General features: G+C 72.3%; 17 protein-coding genes. 9 read left to right on the top strand and 8 right to left on the bottom strand.

Annotation, left to right across the window (positions count from 1 at the left end):
• The first annotated feature begins 496 nt into the window (after positions 1–496).
• From ABEA77_RS30530 to ABEA77_RS30510, 5 genes are all read left to right on the top strand, one after another.
• Positions 497–1480, top strand: coding sequence for an ABC transporter permease (locus ABEA77_RS30530; RefSeq protein ID WP_345654773.1), 984 nt, complete (start codon positions 497–499; stop codon positions 1478–1480).
• A 1-nt stretch (position 1481) separates the two neighbouring features.
• Complete coding sequence (locus ABEA77_RS30525) at positions 1482–2432, top strand: ABC transporter permease (RefSeq protein ID WP_425588422.1); 951 nt, start codon at positions 1482–1484, stop codon at positions 2430–2432.
• Positions 2429–4516, top strand: coding sequence for a dipeptide ABC transporter ATP-binding protein (locus tag ABEA77_RS30520; protein WP_345654770.1), 2088 nt, complete (start codon positions 2429–2431; stop codon positions 4514–4516). The genes ABEA77_RS30525 and ABEA77_RS30520 overlap by 4 nt, the downstream gene beginning before the upstream one ends.
• Before the next feature lie 133 nt (positions 4517–4649).
• A complete protein-coding gene (locus ABEA77_RS30515) occupies positions 4650–6332 on the top strand; it encodes an ABC transporter family substrate-binding protein (RefSeq protein WP_345654767.1) in 1683 nt (560 codons plus the stop codon).
• Positions 6333–6459: 127 nt separating this feature from the next.
• The gene (locus tag ABEA77_RS30510) at positions 6460–6966 is read left to right on the top strand and encodes a MarR family winged helix-turn-helix transcriptional regulator (protein ID WP_345654764.1); all 507 of its coding nucleotides are present in this window, start codon (positions 6460–6462) and stop codon (positions 6964–6966) included.
• Between the two features lie 155 nt (positions 6967–7121).
• Here ABEA77_RS30510 and crcB (ABEA77_RS30505) read toward each other — a convergent pair whose 3' ends face one another.
• The 5 genes from crcB (ABEA77_RS30505) to ABEA77_RS30485 form a co-directional block, all read right to left on the bottom strand.
• Entirely contained in the window at positions 7122–7490 is a 369-nt protein-coding gene (crcB, locus tag ABEA77_RS30505) for a fluoride efflux transporter CrcB (RefSeq protein WP_345654779.1), read from the bottom strand.
• A complete protein-coding gene (locus tag ABEA77_RS30500; RefSeq protein ID WP_345654761.1) occupies positions 7490–7852 on the bottom strand; it encodes a DUF190 domain-containing protein in 363 nt (120 codons plus the stop codon). The genes crcB (ABEA77_RS30505) and ABEA77_RS30500 overlap by 1 nt, the downstream gene beginning before the upstream one ends.
• Positions 7849–8283 carry a fluoride efflux transporter CrcB gene (gene crcB / locus ABEA77_RS30495; protein WP_345654758.1) on the bottom strand — a complete coding sequence of 145 codons (435 nt, stop codon included), beginning with the start codon at positions 8281–8283 and terminating at the stop codon, positions 7849–7851. The genes ABEA77_RS30500 and crcB (ABEA77_RS30495) overlap by 4 nt, the downstream gene beginning before the upstream one ends.
• A 445-nt stretch (positions 8284–8728) precedes the next feature.
• The gene (locus tag ABEA77_RS30490; RefSeq protein WP_486389445.1) at positions 8729–9319 is read right to left on the bottom strand and encodes a LysR substrate-binding domain-containing protein; all 591 of its coding nucleotides are present in this window, start codon (positions 9317–9319) and stop codon (positions 8729–8731) included.
• A 17-nt stretch (positions 9320–9336) separates the two neighbouring features.
• Positions 9337–9582, bottom strand: a complete 246-nt coding sequence (locus tag ABEA77_RS30485) for a LysR family transcriptional regulator (RefSeq protein ID WP_345654755.1) — start codon at positions 9580–9582, stop codon at positions 9337–9339.
• On the opposite strand from ABEA77_RS30485, the gene ABEA77_RS30480 reads away from it, so the two are divergent.
• Positions 9562–9729, top strand: coding sequence for a hypothetical protein (locus ABEA77_RS30480; protein ID WP_345654752.1), 168 nt, complete (start codon positions 9562–9564; stop codon positions 9727–9729). The genes ABEA77_RS30485 and ABEA77_RS30480 overlap by 21 nt on opposite strands.
• 78 nt (positions 9730–9807) lie before the next feature.
• Here the strand turns inward: ABEA77_RS30480 and htpG are convergent, their stop codons facing one another.
• Positions 9808–11637, bottom strand: coding sequence for a molecular chaperone HtpG (htpG, locus tag ABEA77_RS30475; RefSeq protein ID WP_345654750.1), 1830 nt, complete (start codon positions 11635–11637; stop codon positions 9808–9810).
• A 213-nt stretch (positions 11638–11850) separates the two neighbouring features.
• On the opposite strand from htpG, the gene ABEA77_RS30470 reads away from it, so the two are divergent.
• Positions 11851–12204, top strand: a complete 354-nt coding sequence (locus ABEA77_RS30470; protein WP_345654747.1) for a hypothetical protein — start codon at positions 11851–11853, stop codon at positions 12202–12204.
• A gap of 106 nt (positions 12205–12310) precedes the next feature.
• Here the strand turns inward: ABEA77_RS30470 and ABEA77_RS30465 are convergent, their stop codons facing one another.
• On the bottom strand, positions 12311–12748 hold the full coding sequence (locus ABEA77_RS30465; RefSeq protein WP_345654744.1) for a hypothetical protein: 438 nt from the start codon (positions 12746–12748) through the stop codon (positions 12311–12313).
• Positions 12739–12924: a hypothetical protein gene (locus tag ABEA77_RS30460; protein WP_345654741.1), complete on the bottom strand. Its 186-nt coding sequence runs from the start codon at positions 12922–12924 to the stop codon at positions 12739–12741. Before ABEA77_RS30460 ends, ABEA77_RS30465 begins: the two co-directional genes overlap by 10 nt.
• A 108-nt stretch (positions 12925–13032) precedes the next feature.
• Between ABEA77_RS30460 and hemL the strand changes: the two genes are divergently transcribed.
• Positions 13033–14364 (top strand): glutamate-1-semialdehyde 2,1-aminomutase, encoded by a 1332-nt coding sequence (hemL, locus tag ABEA77_RS30455; protein ID WP_345654738.1) that lies wholly within the window; start codon positions 13033–13035, stop codon positions 14362–14364.
• Positions 14365–14695: 331 nt separating this feature from the next.
• The gene (locus ABEA77_RS30450) at positions 14696–15397 is read left to right on the top strand and encodes a histidine phosphatase family protein (RefSeq protein WP_345654736.1); all 702 of its coding nucleotides are present in this window, start codon (positions 14696–14698) and stop codon (positions 15395–15397) included.
• Positions 15398–15413 lie beyond the last annotated feature (16 nt).

The following is a 15413-nucleotide window of genomic DNA, read 5'->3' as shown; positions in this document are numbered from 1 at the left end:
GCGGGCCGCGATCGCCTCGGCGGCGGCCGCGGGGCGCGGGCGCCCACGGCGCGACGGCCGGGCCGCCACCGCGCGGTGAGGCCGGGGCGCGCCCCGGCCAGGCCCGCGCGTGCGGACCCGGCGACCTGAGCCGGAAATCCGCCGCCGGTCCTGCCACTCCCGCCGCCCGTCAGGGGCACCGGCGGCGGCGCCTCGGCACCTCACAACAGGACGCACGCGTCGAGCGCCGACGGGAGACCCCGCTTCCGCGCGTCGTTTGATACGGCGGCATGTCGTTCTCGTGGCATCGGCGGCCTGGGGCTGGTGCGGGGGAACGGGCCGTGGTCAGACTGTTTCGGCACGTCAGTGCGCCCCTCCCGCCATCTCGGTGCGCCCCTTCCACCACCTCGGTGCGCCCCTTCCACCACCCCAGAGAGCACCACGTCCCCATGCGAAGACCCCCAGGATCCGCGCACTCCAGAGCGCGCCTCGCCCGCGTGAAGGGGAGGTGGCACCCGTGGTGCGCCATGTGACACGCAAGGCGGCGGGTTGGCTCCTGATGATCGTGGCGGCCACCAACGCCACGTACTTCCTCGCCAGCTGGTTCCTCGACCCCCGGTCGAACTTCAAGGACCTGCGGCCCGCCCGCAGCGAGTCGCAGATCGACCGGGCCCTCGCACCGTACGGCCTTGACCCGCGGGAGCCGCTGGCGCACCGGTGGTGGGACTGGCTCACCTCCGTCGTGCTGCACTTCGACTGGGGTAAGTCGCCGACCGGCGTCTCCGTCAACGGCGAGATCGGCTACCGCTCCCTCGTCAGCGCGGAGTTGGTCGTCCTCTCGCTGGTCCTCTCCGTGCTGGTGGGCGTCGCCCTCGGCGTCTACACGGCGGCCCGGCACTACGGATGGGCCGACCGGGTGTCCCAGGCGGTGTCCATCGTGGTGTTCAACATCCCGACCTCGGTCGCCGCGCTCGCCGTCGTGTTCGTCGCCATCTGGCTCAACCAGCACGCGGGGCTGCACTTCCTCTACGTCGCAGGAGAGAACTCGCCCGGCGTCCAGGGGCTGTTCCCCACCCTCGGCGACCGCCTCCTGCACCTGATCCTGCCCACCCTCACCCTGACCCTGATGGGCTACGTCGGCTACCACCTGACCCAGCGCTCCCTGTTGCTCGACACGATCAACGCCGACTTCGTGCGCACCGCTCAGGCCACGGGGCTCACCCGGAGCCAGGCCATCCGCAGGCACGCCCTGCGGACGGCGCTCATCCCGACGGCGACATCCGTGGCGTTCAGCGTCCCGGCCATCTTCACCGGAGCCATCATCACCGAGACGATCTTCGGCTGGAGCGGCATGGGCAGCTATTTCATCCAGACCATCAGCAAGAACGACGTCCACGGCACGGTCGCCACGGCCGCGTTCGCCGCCGCTCTGACGGCGATCGGCGCGATACTTGCCGACATCGCCACGGTCTTCCTCGACCCGAGAGTGCGGGTGAGCTGACGTGGTCGCGGACCTGACGGCCGGCGCCCCGTCCCCGGCAACGCCGCACTCCGCACGGCCCTCGCCCCCGCCCCCGCGCGCCACCGGCAGGCGCCACGGCCTCACCGGGCTCTACGCGCGGCGTTTCCTGCGCAACCGCCCCGCCGTCGCCGGCGTGGTGATCTTTCTCCTGCTGGTGCTGTTCAGCGTGTTCGGCGACCTCTTCACCTCCTACGCGTACTCCGACGCGGACTTCACCGCCCTCACCCAGCCGCCGAGCGCTCAGCACTGGTTCGGCACCAACCAGGGCGGCAACGACATCTACGCGTCCGCCGTGCACGGTCTGCGCCGCTCCCTGGCCATCGCCGTCAGTGTCTCCGTGCTGACCGTGGTCGTCGCGGCGGTGATCGGTTCCAGTGCCGCGTACTTCGGCGGCCGCGTCGAGAAGGCGACACTCGCCGTCATCCACTTCCTGCTGGTCGTGCCCTCGTTCCTGATCCTGGCCCTCGTCTCCAACCGGCTGGCCGGCGACTGGCGCGTCCTCATCGTCGTGCTGACGGTGTTCGGCTGGATGTCCACCGCGCGGGTCATCTGGTCCGTGTCGACCTCCCTGCGTGAGCGGGACTACGTGACGGCCGCGGAGTTCATGGGCATCAGCCCGGCGCGCATCATCCTGCGGCACATCATTCCCAACCTCGGGTCGCTCCTGATCGTCAATCTGACGCTCGGTGTCGTGGCGACGGTCCTCAGCGAGACCGCCTTGTCCTTCATCGGGTTCGGTGTCCAGACACCGGACGTCTCCCTCGGCACGATGCTCGCGGACGGCGCGGGCACCATCACGAGCGCGCCCTGGCTTTTCGTCTTCCCCGCGGGCCTCGTCGTCCTGCTCACCGTGTCGATGACCCTTGTCGGCGACGGGCTGCGCGACGCCCTCGACCCCGGATCAGCGACCGGCGCAGGAGGACGTCGATGACGCCCACGACGGCTCCGTCCACCACCGCACCGCCCGGCAGCACGTCCACTCCCGTGCTCTCGGTGCGAGACCTGCGGATCTCCTTCCCCTCGGAGGCGGGCACGGTAGAGGCGGTGCGCGGCGTCAGCTTCGACCTGCTGCCGGGCCGCACGCTCGGGATCGTCGGCGAGTCCGGCTCGGGGAAGTCCGCCACGGCCATGGGAATCATGGGCCTGCTGCCGCCGAGCGCGTCCCTCGGGGGACAGGTGCTGCTCGGCGGACGCGACCTCGTCGGCCTGGGCGACAGGGCACTGTCCCGGGTGCGCGGCAAGTCCATCGGCATGGTCTTCCAGGATCCGCTGTCCGCCCTGACCCCCATCTTCTCCGTAGGCCGGCTGCTCTCGGACGCCCTCCGCACCCATCAGGACCTGACGAAGCGCGTGGCCTGGGAGCAGGCCGTCGCACTGCTCGACCTCGTCGGGATCCCGGACCCCCGCAACCGTGCGAGAGCCTTCCCGCACGAGTTCTCCGGCGGGATGCGGCAGCGCGTCGTCATCGCGTTGGCGATCGCCAACAAGCCGCCCGTCCTGGTCGCCGACGAACCCACCACCGCCCTGGACGTCACCGTGCAGGCGCAGATCCTGGACGTCCTGCGGCTGGCGCAGCAGGAGACCGGGGCGGCCCTCGTCCTGATCACGCACGACCTCGGGGTCGTGGCCGGCCACGCGGACGACGTCGCCGTCATGTACGCGGGACGGTTCGTGGAGCGGGCCGGCGTCGAGGAACTGTTCCGCCGGCCGACCATGCCCTACACCGCGCGCCTGCTGGCCGCAGTTCCGACCGTGGAAAGCGGCGTGCCCCGGCCCCTGGTCCCGATCGGCGGGGAGCCCCCGGCCCTGGTCGGCCTCCCGGTCGGCTGCCCGTTCGCGAGCCGCTGCGCCGTGGCCGTCGACGCGTGCCGCACGGCCGAGCCGGAACTGCGGGCCGTGCCGGGACACGGGGACGTGGCGTGCGTGCGCGCCGACGCGGTCGCCGACGGCTCGCTCGATCCCACCGGGAGCGCGGCGGCGGACGACCGGGGCCAGGACTCCGCCCGCACGGCGGCCGGCGAGGTGGTGCTCCGCGTCGAGGACCTCGCCAGGACGTTCCCTGTGACCAGGGGCGCCGTCCTCAAGCGCCGGGTCGGCACCCTGCACGCTGTCAACGGGGTGAGCTTCGAGCTGCGGGCCGGTGAGACGCTGGGGCTGGTGGGCGAGTCCGGCAGCGGCAAGACCACGACCCTGCTCGAAATCCTGCGGCTCAGGCGGCCCGAGAGCGGGCGGATCGAGATCGGCGGTGTCGACGTCGGCGCTGAGGGCCCCAGCGCGCGCCTCCGTGCGCTGCGACGCGACGTGCAGATCGTGATGCAGGACCCGCTGGGGTCCCTCGATCCGCGCCTGCCCGTCTTCCAGCTGCTCGCCGAGCCTCTGCGGGCCGCGGGGCGCGACCGGGCATCGATCCGTTCCCGCGTCGAGGAACTGCTGCTCCTCGTCGGCCTCGACCCCGTGGTCAGCGACCGTTTCCCCGCCGCTCTCTCCGGCGGCCAGCGTCAACGGGTCGGCATCGCCAGGGCCCTTGCGACACAACCGAAGCTGCTCGCCCTCGACGAGCCACTCTCCGCGCTGGACGTGTCCGTCCAGGCCGGGGTGATCAACCTGCTGGCGCGACTGAAGCGCGAGCTGTCGCTCGCCTACCTCGTCGTCTCCCACGACCTCGCCGTGGTCCGTCACATCTCCGACCGTGTGGCGGTGATGTACCTGGGGCAGATCGTCGAGACCGGGGACACCGAGACGGTCTTCGCCGATCCGCGGCACCCCTACACGAAGGCGCTGCTGTCGGCGATCCCGGTGCCGGACCCGGTGCGGGAGCGCGCACGCGAACGCGTCGTGCTCCAGGGCGAGCAGCCGAGCGCGGCCCGGCTGCCCGCGGGCTGCGTCTTCGTCGACCGATGTCCGCTCCACCGCCTCGCAGGCGACGAGGTGCGCCTGCGCTGCCGCACGGAACGCCCCCTGCCGACGGACACGGACGGGCGCCCCGGCCACCAGTACGCCTGCCACGCCGTCTGAGGCGGCGGCGCCGCGCCGGGCGCACCGCCGCCCCGATCACCGCGGTGTCCGGTCCCGGCCGGCCCCTCCCGCCCCAGGCACGTCTCGTGCCGCTCCCGCGTCCGCTCCACCGACCCCGAAGGATCTTCTCGCCATGCGCGCAAGACTGGCCCTGCCCGTTGCCCTCGTCGCCGCCCTCTCCGTCGCCGCCACCGCGTGCCAGAGCTCCTCCGGGAAGAAGGCGGCGGGCCCGGACGAGAAGGACGCGCCGAAGGCGGCGTCCGCCGCCGTCGACTACAACCCGCAGCCCTACGACAAGATCAAGGACGGCGGCACCTACACGACCGCCGGCACCTTCGACGACCAGGGCAACCCGTTCAACGTCAACGCCACCCTGACCGCGGCCCGGGTCTGGGCCTGGTACAACGCGGACGCGATCACCTACTCCCCCACGGGCACGGTGCAGTACAACCCGGACTACTACAGCGACGTGAAGGTCGCGGTCGTGGGCGGCAACCAGCAGGTCACCCTGACGATCAACCCCAAGGCGACCTTCAACGACGGCACTCCCATCGACTGGACGGCGATCCGGGCCACCTGGCAGGCGAACAACGGGTCGAACAAGGCGTTCGACGCGTCCTCCACCGACGGCTACGACCAGATCACCTCCGTGGAGAAGGGCGAGAACGCCAAACAGGCAGTGATCCACTTCAAGGGGGTCAACGCCTCCTGGTCGACGCTGTTCACGACCTTCCTGCACCCCAAGGCCGCCACGGTCGGGAACTTCAACAAGGCCTACCTGAAGAAGGCCCATCCGGAGTGGGGCGCGGGCCCGTACACCGTCTCCCAGTGGGACACCCACTCGGGCGACATCACCTTCGTGCGCAACCCGAAGTGGTGGGGCCGCAAGGGCAAGCTCGACAAACGCGTGTACGTGAACCTGGAGACCACCGCGGCGACCAACGCGTTCAAGAACGGCCAGCTCGACTACACCTCAGCCGTGGACGCGGAGAGCCTCAAGCAACTGAAGGGCCTCAAGGGCACCGAGATCCGCAGCGGCGGCAGCCCCTTCGAGTACTCGCTCTACTTCAACACGAAGTCCTCCGTCCTCTCCGACCCGGCCGTCCGCAAGGCCGTGGAGGAGAGCGTCGACCGCTCGCAGATCGCGAAGATCCAGTTCCAGGGGCTCGACTACCGGGAGCCCCTGCCGGGCTCGGCCGTGCTCTACAGCTTCCAGAAGGGCTACCGGGACAATCTCTCGGCCGTCCTCACGTACTCGCCCGCCGAGGCCAGGAAGACGCTCGACGCGGCCGGCTGGAAGCCCGGTCCCGACGGCGTCCGCACCAAGAACGGCAGGAAGCTGGAAGTCGGCTACACACTCCTCGGCGACGAGCCGCTGAGCAAGGCGACCGCGGGTGCCTTCGCCGCCATGCTGAAACCGGTCGGCGTCCGGCTCGTCGTCAGGAAGGCCGACGAAGCGGACTTCTCCAGGATCATCAGCGACCGGAAGTTCGACCTCTTCCTCTCGGGCAACCGGTCCATGGATCCCTTCGGTGCCCGTTACCTGTGCGACTTCTACTGCTCGGACCGCGATTCCAACATCACGGGCGCGGGCACACCAGCCCTGGACAAGGAGATCCGTGCCACCACCCGGATCGCCGATCTCGACCAGCAGGTCGCGGCCACCAACAAGGTCGAGCGCGAGGCGCTCAAGCAGTACGCCTTCCTGCCCCTGTACAGCGGCCCCTCGACGTACGCCGTGAAGAAGGGCCTCGCCAACGTCGGCGCGACCATCTTCTACAACCCGCTGCCGGAGACGGTCGGTTGGCAGAAGTAGTCTCCGACCGCGCACCCGGGCCGACGAAGGTCCGAGGCGTCAGATCCCGAGCCGGCGCGGCCCGCGCGGGGAGGCCGGGGCCCGCATGCCCCGCCCTCCCCGTGGGGGAGGCTCTAACCTTGCCCCCATGCCCGCCAAGTCCCGCCCCGGGGCGCCGCAGCCCGCGCCCGCGAGCGACGCGCCCGACGCCCGCCTGCTCACCGAGGCCGTGACCCGGCTGCGCCGTGCGCTGCGGGCGTCGATCCGTACGGACTACCCGTGGGAGACCCTCCCGATGGCGCAGGTCGAGCTGTTGCAGGTGCTCGGGGAGCACTCGCCGGCGCGGATCAGCGACCTCGCGACCAGGCAGCGCCTCGCGCCCAGCACCGTCAGCGGGCTGATCGGCCAGATGATCACCGCGGGTCTCGTCAGCCGCGAGGTCGACCCCGCCGACCGCAGGGCCTCCGTCGTCGCCCTCACCGACGCGGGCGCCGACCAGCTCGCCGCGTGGACCGCCGCGCACGAGCGCCGCATGGACGCCGCGCTCGCCGCGCTCGGCGACGCGGAGCGCCGGGCCGTCGCCGGCGCGCTGCCCGCCCTCTTCCAGCTGGCGGAGCATTTGGGCGGCCTGGCGGCCGACGCGCCGGCGGAGTGAGGCCGCGGCGTTTGTCGGGGCCACGGCGGGCGGTGCGTCGCCCGCGCGCACGGCCGGTGGACCGGTACGGCCACCTGCCGAAGCCCCCGGTCGTTACGCCACAATCGGGCCGGCGACCCGCGCGCCCTCCGGCAGCGGCGGCAGCTCGCGGCGCCTCAGAAGGACTCGGCCAGCGCGAACCCGACGAAGACCGCGCCCAGCCCGGCCACCACGGAGGCGACGACATTGGCCGCGGCGAAGAACCGCGCGCCGCTCTCGAACAGCCGCAGCGTCTCGAAGGAGAACGTGGAGTACGTGGTGAGCGCCCCGCACAGGCCCGTACCGAGCAGCAGTTGCAGGTGGTGCCCGGTGGCGCCCGACATGGCGGCGCCGGTCAGGACACCGAGGACGAACGAGCCGGCGACGTTGACGCTGAACGTCCCCCACGGGAACACCGTGCCGTGCCGGCCTTGGACCGAGCGGTCCGTGAGGTAGCGCAGGGGCGCGCCGACCGCGCCACCGACGATCACGAGCAGCAGGTCGATCACCGCTGGTCCCCTTCTGCGTCGTCTTCTGCGCCGTCGAACCCGACCACCTGGACAGGCTCCAGCGTGATCAGCCCTTCGATGTCCAGCTCCTCAAGCTGCGGCAGGAACGCCCGCACGCGCTCCTCGGTGTCGACGATCACCACCGCCACGGGCAGGTCGTCGGCCATCGAGAGCAGCCGCGTGGTGTGCACGACCTGGCGCCCCCCGAAGCCCTCCATGCCGTGGAAGATCGAGGCGCCCGTGAGACCCGCCCGGTGGGCGCGGTGCACGATCTCGCTGCACATGGGCTTGTGGTGCCAGGTGTCGGTGTCGTCGACCAGGACGGTCAGGCGCACCGCGGGGCGGGTACGTGCGGTCATGATGCACTCCGATCGGCCAGCAGCCTGCGGGTGGTCCACGCGCCGGCGAGGACGGCGGCGAGCGCTGCCGCGAGGGTCGCCACGAGGTAGGCGAGCGCGGTCGCCGCGTGTCCGCCGTCGACCAGGCGCTCGACGTCCACGCAGTACGTGGAGAAGGTGGTGAACCCGCCCAGCACCCCCGTGCCGAAGAACGGGCGCAGCAGCGGGTGGGCGGTGAAGATCTCGGTGACGGCGACCAGGAACGCCCCGATCACCAGACAGCCGACGACGTTGACCAGGAAGGTGGTCCAGGGAAAGGCGCCCTCGGGCGTCGGCCATATGAGCCCCGCCTCGTACCGGGCGACCGCGCCGATCGCACCGCCGACGGCGACCACCCCGAGCACGCCGTAGTGCGAGCGCCGCAGCTCCCGGCGCTGACGGATGTCCGTCATGTCGACATCGGGGTCAACGGGCTCCGGCGCGGCGGCCGACCGGGACTCCTCGGAACGCATACGTCTCCCTACGCGTGTGCCTCCCGGCCGTACGTCACGGACGGGGCGGACAGATCACGAGTAGGGACCGTTGGCGGCACCAGGTGCCGCGGTTCGGATACGGCGGGCCCCACCGCCGCGCTACGGCCGTGAAGGCCGTGGCTCATGTCCAGAATACAGGCCACGAGGGGGCCGGGCGCTGCGCACCCGGGTCACACGGCGGGTCCGGGCCCGGAGCACCTGTCCGCGCCACGCCGGGTCCCGGCCAGGGGGCGCCCGGGTCCCGCGCCTCGGCGTGACGCGTCGGGGGCACCGCGCCGCGCCACGCGGGCCCCGGGCCCTGCGGTGCCCGCGTGGAGCGGAGGTCCCGGCACCGGCGGCGCCCGCGTCACCGCCCCGTCCCGCGTCACCGCCTCGCGTCACGCCCCGCCGTGCGCGCGACCGCCGCCAGGCCGGCTGCCGCGCCGACGAGCTGGGTGCCCGCGCGGTGCACGACGCGCAGCGTGCGGGTGAGGTCGAGGCCGGTGACCGGCACCGCGGCCAGCGGGCCCGCGCGCAGCTCGGACGAGACGGCGAGGCTGCTGAGGACACCGGGCGCGACCGCCTCCGCGACGGCGGTCCTGACGGCGGTCGTGGAGGAGAGTGCGAGCAGCGGCGGCGCGAGCAGGGCCCCGGTGTGCGCCCGCAGCGCCTGTTCGAGGAACTGGCGTGTGCCCGAGCCGTGTTCGCGGCTCACCAGCGGTGTCGCCGCGAGCTCCGCCGGGGTGATGCCGGACCCGCGGCGCGCCCAGGGGTGCCCGGGGTGCACGATCACCGTCAGCTCGTCGCGGCCCACGGGCGACGTGCTCAGCCCGCGCGGCGGCTTCGGGCCCTCGACGAAGCCGACGCCGACGCGGTCACCGAGCACCGCGGCGGCCACGTCGTCGGAGTCGCCCGTGATCAGCGCGACGGTGGTGCCGGGCACGCGCCCGTGGAAGCGGACCAGCCAGTGCGGCAGCAGGTACTCGGCGACGGTCAGGCTCGCCGCGACCGCGAGCCTGCTCTCGCGGTGTGGTGCAGGGACGCGATGCCGGCCTCCAGGGCGCCCGCCGCGTCGAGCGCGGTCCTCGCCCAGTCGGCGACGAACGCGCCCTGCTCGGTGAGGCGGGAGCCGCGCGGGGCGCGGGTGAGGAGGGGGAGGCCGAGCCTGCGCTCCAGGTGGCGGATGCGGGCGCTCGCGGACGGCCGGCTGATCCCGTGGTGCCTGGCCGCCGCGCCCACGCCGCCCGCCTCCACGCCACCCTCTTCACCGCCGCCGCGGTGGTCCTCTACGCCCTGCTGCTCGGCGCCTGGCTCACCTTCGCCGCCCGCACGGCCCGCGCGAGCGCCCGCGGCGCGATCTTCCTGCCGCCGCCCACGGCGCCCTGATCCGGCTGCGGCAGCGTGCGGCGCCCGGTGGGCGGCCGCCGCTGCCGCTGACCGTGCCGGGGGCCGCCGTGCCGCCTGTCACACCGTCCTGGCGAGCCGATCGGCCAGCAGCCTGGCGAAGCGGGCCGGATCCGCCAGGCCCCCGCCCTCGGCGAGCAGGGCGGTGCCGTACAGCAGCTCGGCGGTCTCGGCCAGTTCCGGAGCGTCGGCCTGCCGCTCGTACGCCTCGCGCAGCCCGTCGACGAGCGGGTGCTCCGGGTTGAGTTCGAGGATCCGCTTGACCTTCGGGACCTCCTGGCCCATCGCCCGGTACATCCGCTCCAATGCCGGAGTCAGTCCTTCGGAGTCGCTCACCAGACAGGCCGGCGAGCTGGTCAGCCTGGTGGTCAGCCGGACGTCCTTGACGTCGTCCAGCGTCTCGTTGAGCCAGGTCAGCAGCGAGGCGTACGCGCCCGTCCGCTCCTCGGAGACCTCGTCGTCGGCCGGCAGGTCCACGGCGCCCCGCGCGACGGACCGCAGTGCGTGGCCCTCGTACTCGCGCACGGACTCGGTCCAGATCTCGTCGACCGGGTCGGTGAGCAGCAGCACCTCGTACCCCTTGGCGCGGAAGGTCTCCAGGTGCGGGGAGTTCTCGATCTGTGCGCGGCTCTCGCCGGTCATGAAGTAGATCGTGTCCTGGCCGTCCTTCATCCGGGTGACGTAGTCGGCCAGGGTGGTGGGCTCCTCGCCCACGGTGGAGGTGAACGAGGCGATGTCGAGGATCGCCTTGTGGTCCTCGGCGCCGTCGAGCAGGCCCTCCTTGACCGCCGCGCCGAACTCGTGCCAGAAGGCGCGGTACTTCTCGGCGTCGTCCCGCATCAGGCCCTTGACGGTCGACAGGACCTTCTTGGCCAGCCGGCGGCGGATCATGCGGATGTGCCGGTCCTGCTGGAGCATCTCGCGGGAGATGTTCAGCGACAGGTCGGCGGCGTCCACGACGCCCTTCACGAAGCGCAGGTGCGGGGGGAGGAGTTCACGGGTGTCGTCCATGATGAACACCCGCTTGACGTACAGCTGGATGCCGTGGCGGCCGTCGCGCTGGAAGAGGTCGTGCGGGGCACGGGAGGGGATGAACAGCAGCGCCTCGTACTCGAAGGTGCCCTCCGCCCGCATCTGGACGATCTCGAGCGGGTCCGACCAGTCGTGGGTGATGTGCCGGTAGAACTCGTGGTACTCCTCGTCCTTCACCTCGGAACGCGGCCTGGCCCAGAGGGCCTTCATCGAGTTCAGGGTCTCGTCGCCGAGCCGGATGGGGAACGAGATGAAGTCCGAGTACCGCTTGACGATCTCCCGGATCTTCCACTCGTCTGCATAGTCGTGGAGCGCGTCCTCCTCGTCGGCGGGACGCAGGTGGACGGTGACCTCGGTGCCCTCGGGCGCGTCCGCCACGGACTCGATGACGTAGGTGCCGCCGCCGTCCGACTCCCAGCGCGTGCCGGTCTCCTCGCCGGCCTTGCGGGTGAGGAGGGTGACGCGGTCGGCGACCATGAAGACGGAGTAGAAGCCGACGCCGAACTGGCCGATCAGCTCGGCGGACTCCTTGTTCTCCTTCAGCCTGCGCAGGGTCTCGGCGGTGCCGGACCTCGCGATGGTGCCGATGAGGCCGACCACGTCCTCCCGCGACATGCCGATGCCGTTGTCCCGCACGGTCAGGGTGCGGGCCTCCTTGTCGGCCTCGACGCGGATGTGCGGGTCGTCGGCCCGCAGGCGGTCGTCCTGGAGTCCGGCGAGGCGCCGCTTGTCCAGCGCGTCGGAGGCGTTGGAGATCAGCTCGCGCAGGAAGATATCCTTGTTCGAGTAGATCGAGTGGACCATCAGCTGCAGGAGTTGCCGCGCCTCAGCCTGGAACTCCAGCGTCTCCGTGCTCATTTCATCCCTTCCGGCCGCATGGACGTGTGCCCACCGATGCGGTCAAGAATGTGGCACACCGGCGAAGACTCGCACAACACCACCACGCCCGCCGCCCCGCCGGCTCCGAACGCAGGTCCACGCGAGGACGACCCGCACGGCTGTACCGGGCCGGACCGACGAGGGTGCTTTCCCCGGCCGCTGACCCGGCCTGTGCCGCCCGCAGGGAGAGAGGTGGATGTCGGAGACCTGGTGGTGATCCTCACCGCCCTCCATCTCGAATATCAGGAAGTGCGCCGAAAGTTGACCGGCCCGCAGGTGCACCGTCATGAGCGCGGGACGCGGTTCGAGGCAGGAACGGTGCAGGGCACCTCATGCCGTGTCGCGCTCGGCCTCACGAGCAGGGGAAAGCGCAAGCGTCTCCAGACGGCCGTGGACCTGTTCACCTACGTGGCCTTGCCGGTGATCTGCATGACCGTGTTCTGGTGCTCTCCCGCCGTCCCACCCCTTCTCGTGGCCCTCTCTTTCGTGCAGGCGCTCGCCTTGGTGGTACTGGGCTGGCAGTTCCTGCGCTACGCGGAGCGGTGAGGCTGCTCCGTCGCCCCGGACGCCCGACCCCCAGCGGCCGGGGGCCTCGGACCAGGGCTCGACGCCCCCGAGGCCCCCGGCCGCGTTCGCACGGGGGAGCGCCGCGCTACGGCCAGACCAGGCAGTACGGCTGGTGGCCGGCCTCGTGCAGGCGGTGTGAGAAGTCCTGCCACTCGTGGAGGAGTTGGTAGACGTCGAAGGCGTCGCGCGGGCCGCCGCGGTCGGGGACCGTGGACCAGATGAAGGCCGCGGCGCCGACCGACTCCTCGCCGACGCCGCGCAACGGGTCGACCGCCGTCATCGGGAGCTTGACGACCGCGTAGTCCGGGTGCAGCACGACCAGTTCGAGCGGCGGGACCCGGTAGAGGGGCATGCCCTGGATGCCGGTGAGGACCATCGCGGCTATGGTCTCCGGCTTGATCTTGGTGAACATCCCGCCCATGCCGAGCTCGTCGCCCCCGAGTTCCTCGGGGCGCATCGAGATGGGGACACGGGCGGCCGTCGCGCCGTCCGGCGCGCCGAAGTACTTGTAGGTCACCCCCACGCGGCCACCACTCCTGCTCGTCGGCTGCGGCTGATCATGCTGATCATGCCGCTGCCGTTCGCGGTCGTGATGCTCGCGCTGTCGGTCGTTGCGCCGGTGCCTGCCCCGCCGGGCAGGCTCGGGTCCCAGGCCGTCCGTCCCCTCGCCCAGTCCGCCACCGCGATGCATATCTCCACCCGACCACTCGCAGCTCCGGCCGCGCAACCCGATCATCGTGACAGTGACCTCCCCCGCAGACGCTCCGTGAAACACCTGTCCGCAAGAACATCCGGGCCTCTGACACCATGGATTGCGTGAGCTTCCCCTTTGATGCTGATGCCCCAGTTTCGCAGACACTCTTCGCGCGTGCGGCCCGAGTGACCCCCGGCGGGGTCAACTCTCCCGTACGCGCCTTCGGCGCCGTCGGCGGCACGCCCCGGTTCATGGCCTCCGGCAGCGGTCCCTACCTCACCGACGCGGACGGCAGGGAGTACGTCGACCTGGTGTGCTCGTGGGGCCCGATGATCCTCGGGCACGCGCACCCGCGGGTGGTCGAGGCGGTGCAGGCGGCGGTGGCGCGCGGCACGTCCTTCGGCGCGCCCACCGAGGGGGAGGTCGCGCTCGCCGAGGAGATGGTCGCGCGGGTCGCGCCGCTCGACGAGGTGCGTCTCGTGTCATCCGGGACGGAGGCGACGATGTCCGCGATCCGGCTGGCCCGCGGCTACACAGGGCGGGCCAAGGTCGTGAAGTTCGCGGGCTGCTATCACGGCCATGTGGACGCGCTGCTCGCGTCCGCCGGCTCCGGCCTCGCCACCTTCGCGCTGCCCGACACCCCGGGCGTGACGGGCGCGCAGGCGGGCGACACGCTCGTACTGCCGTACAACGACCTGGACGCCGTGCGCGAGGCGTTCGCCGCGCACCCCGGCGAGATCGCCTGCGTGATCACCGAGGCATCGCCGGGCAACATGGGCGTCGTGCCGCCGCGCGAGGGCTTCAACGCGGGCCTGCGGCAGCTGTGCCACGACAACGGCGCCCTGTACGTCTCGGACGAGGTGATGACCGGCTTCCGCACCTCGAAGGCGGGCTGGTACGGGATCGACGGCGTGGCGCCCGACCTGATGACGTTCGGCAAGGTCATGGGCGGCGGCTTCCCGGCCGCCGCGTTCGGCGGCCGGGCCGAGATCATGCAGCGCCTGGCCCCCGCGGGCCCGGTCTACCAGGCGGGCACCCTGTCGGGGAACCCGGTGGCGACCGCCGCGGGCCTCGCGCAGCTGCGGCTCCTCGACGACGCCGCGTACGCCGCGGTCGACGCGGTCTCCGCGCAGGTGCGCGAGCTGGTGTCCGGGGCGCTGACCAAGGAGGGCGTGGCGCACCGGGTGCAGACGGCGTCGAACATGTTCTCCGTGTTCTTCACCGACCGGGAGGTGCGGGACTTCGAGGACGCCAAGCGGCAGGACACATACCGCTTCACCGCGTTCTTCCACGCGATGCTGGCCAGGGGCGTCTACCTGCCGCCCTCGGCGTTCGAGGTGTGGTTCCTGTCCACCGCGCACGACGAGCGCGCGGTCGAGCGGATCGCCGCCGCCCTGCCCGAGGCCGCCCGCGCCGCAGCCCGCGCCGAGCCGCCCGCGGCCTGACCCGCGAGCCGGCGCCGACGGCCCGGTCCGCGATCTGCCGTCTGCCGCCCGAGCGGGCCGGCCCCCGCCCGGCGGGGCGCCGGAACGGGACTGCCCCCGCAGCGCGGGACCGCCCCGCCGGGTGGGACCGTTGCCGGATCGGCCCGCCTCCCCGGGCGGGCCCTCCCCGGGCGGGACCGCCGCCCGCAGCCTGACCCGCCGCCCGCCGGGCGGGACCGCCCCGCCGGGTGGGACCGCCGCCGGGTGGTACCGCCGTCGCGGGGCGGCCCCGCGGCGGTACCGCCCCCGCGGGGGCGGCCCGTCGTCATACGAGAGTGCCGAAGGATTCGTGATGAGCAACAGCCTCAACGCCGCAGACCCGGACGAGCTGACCGTGGTCCACGTGATGCGCCACGGCGAGGTGCACAACCCGGACGGCGTGCTGTACGGGCGCCGGCCCGGGTACCACCTCTCCGACCTCGGTGTGCGCATGGCCGAGCGGGTCGCCGAGCACCTCGCGGACCGGGACATCACCCTGGTCGTCGCCTCCCCGCTGGAGCGCGCGCAGGAGACGGCCGCGCCGCTCGCGAAGGCGAAGGGCCTCGACGTCGCGACCGACATCCGGCTCATCGAGGCGGCGAACATCTTCGAGGGCAAGACCTTCGGCGTCGGGGACGGCGCGCTGCGCAAGCCCGCGAACTGGAAGTACCTGACCAACCCGTTCCGCCCGTCCTGGGGCGAGCCGTACGTCGACCAGGTCGTGCGGATGACGGGCGCGCTGGCGAAGGCGCGCGACCTGGCCCGCGGCCACGAGGCGGTCTGCGTCAGCCACCAGCTGCCGATCTGGATCCTGCGCAGCTTCGTCGAGGGCCGCAGGCTCTGGCACGACCCGCGCCGCCGCCAGTGCACGCTGGCGTCGCTGACGACGTTCACGTACCGGGGCGACCGGATCGTCTCGGTGGGCTACTCGGAGCCCGCCCGCGACCTGGTGCCCGCGCACCTGCTGCCCGGCGGCAAACCCCAGCCGGGGGCGGGCAAGGCGTTCGGCGCATAGGACATACCCGGACGGA

It is taken from the genome of Streptomyces tremellae (assembly GCF_039540215.1).
In the GTDB taxonomy this organism is placed as follows: Bacteria; Actinomycetota; Actinomycetes; order Streptomycetales; family Streptomycetaceae; genus Streptomyces; species Streptomyces tremellae.
This window is presented reverse-complemented; position numbering and strand designations above follow the sequence as displayed.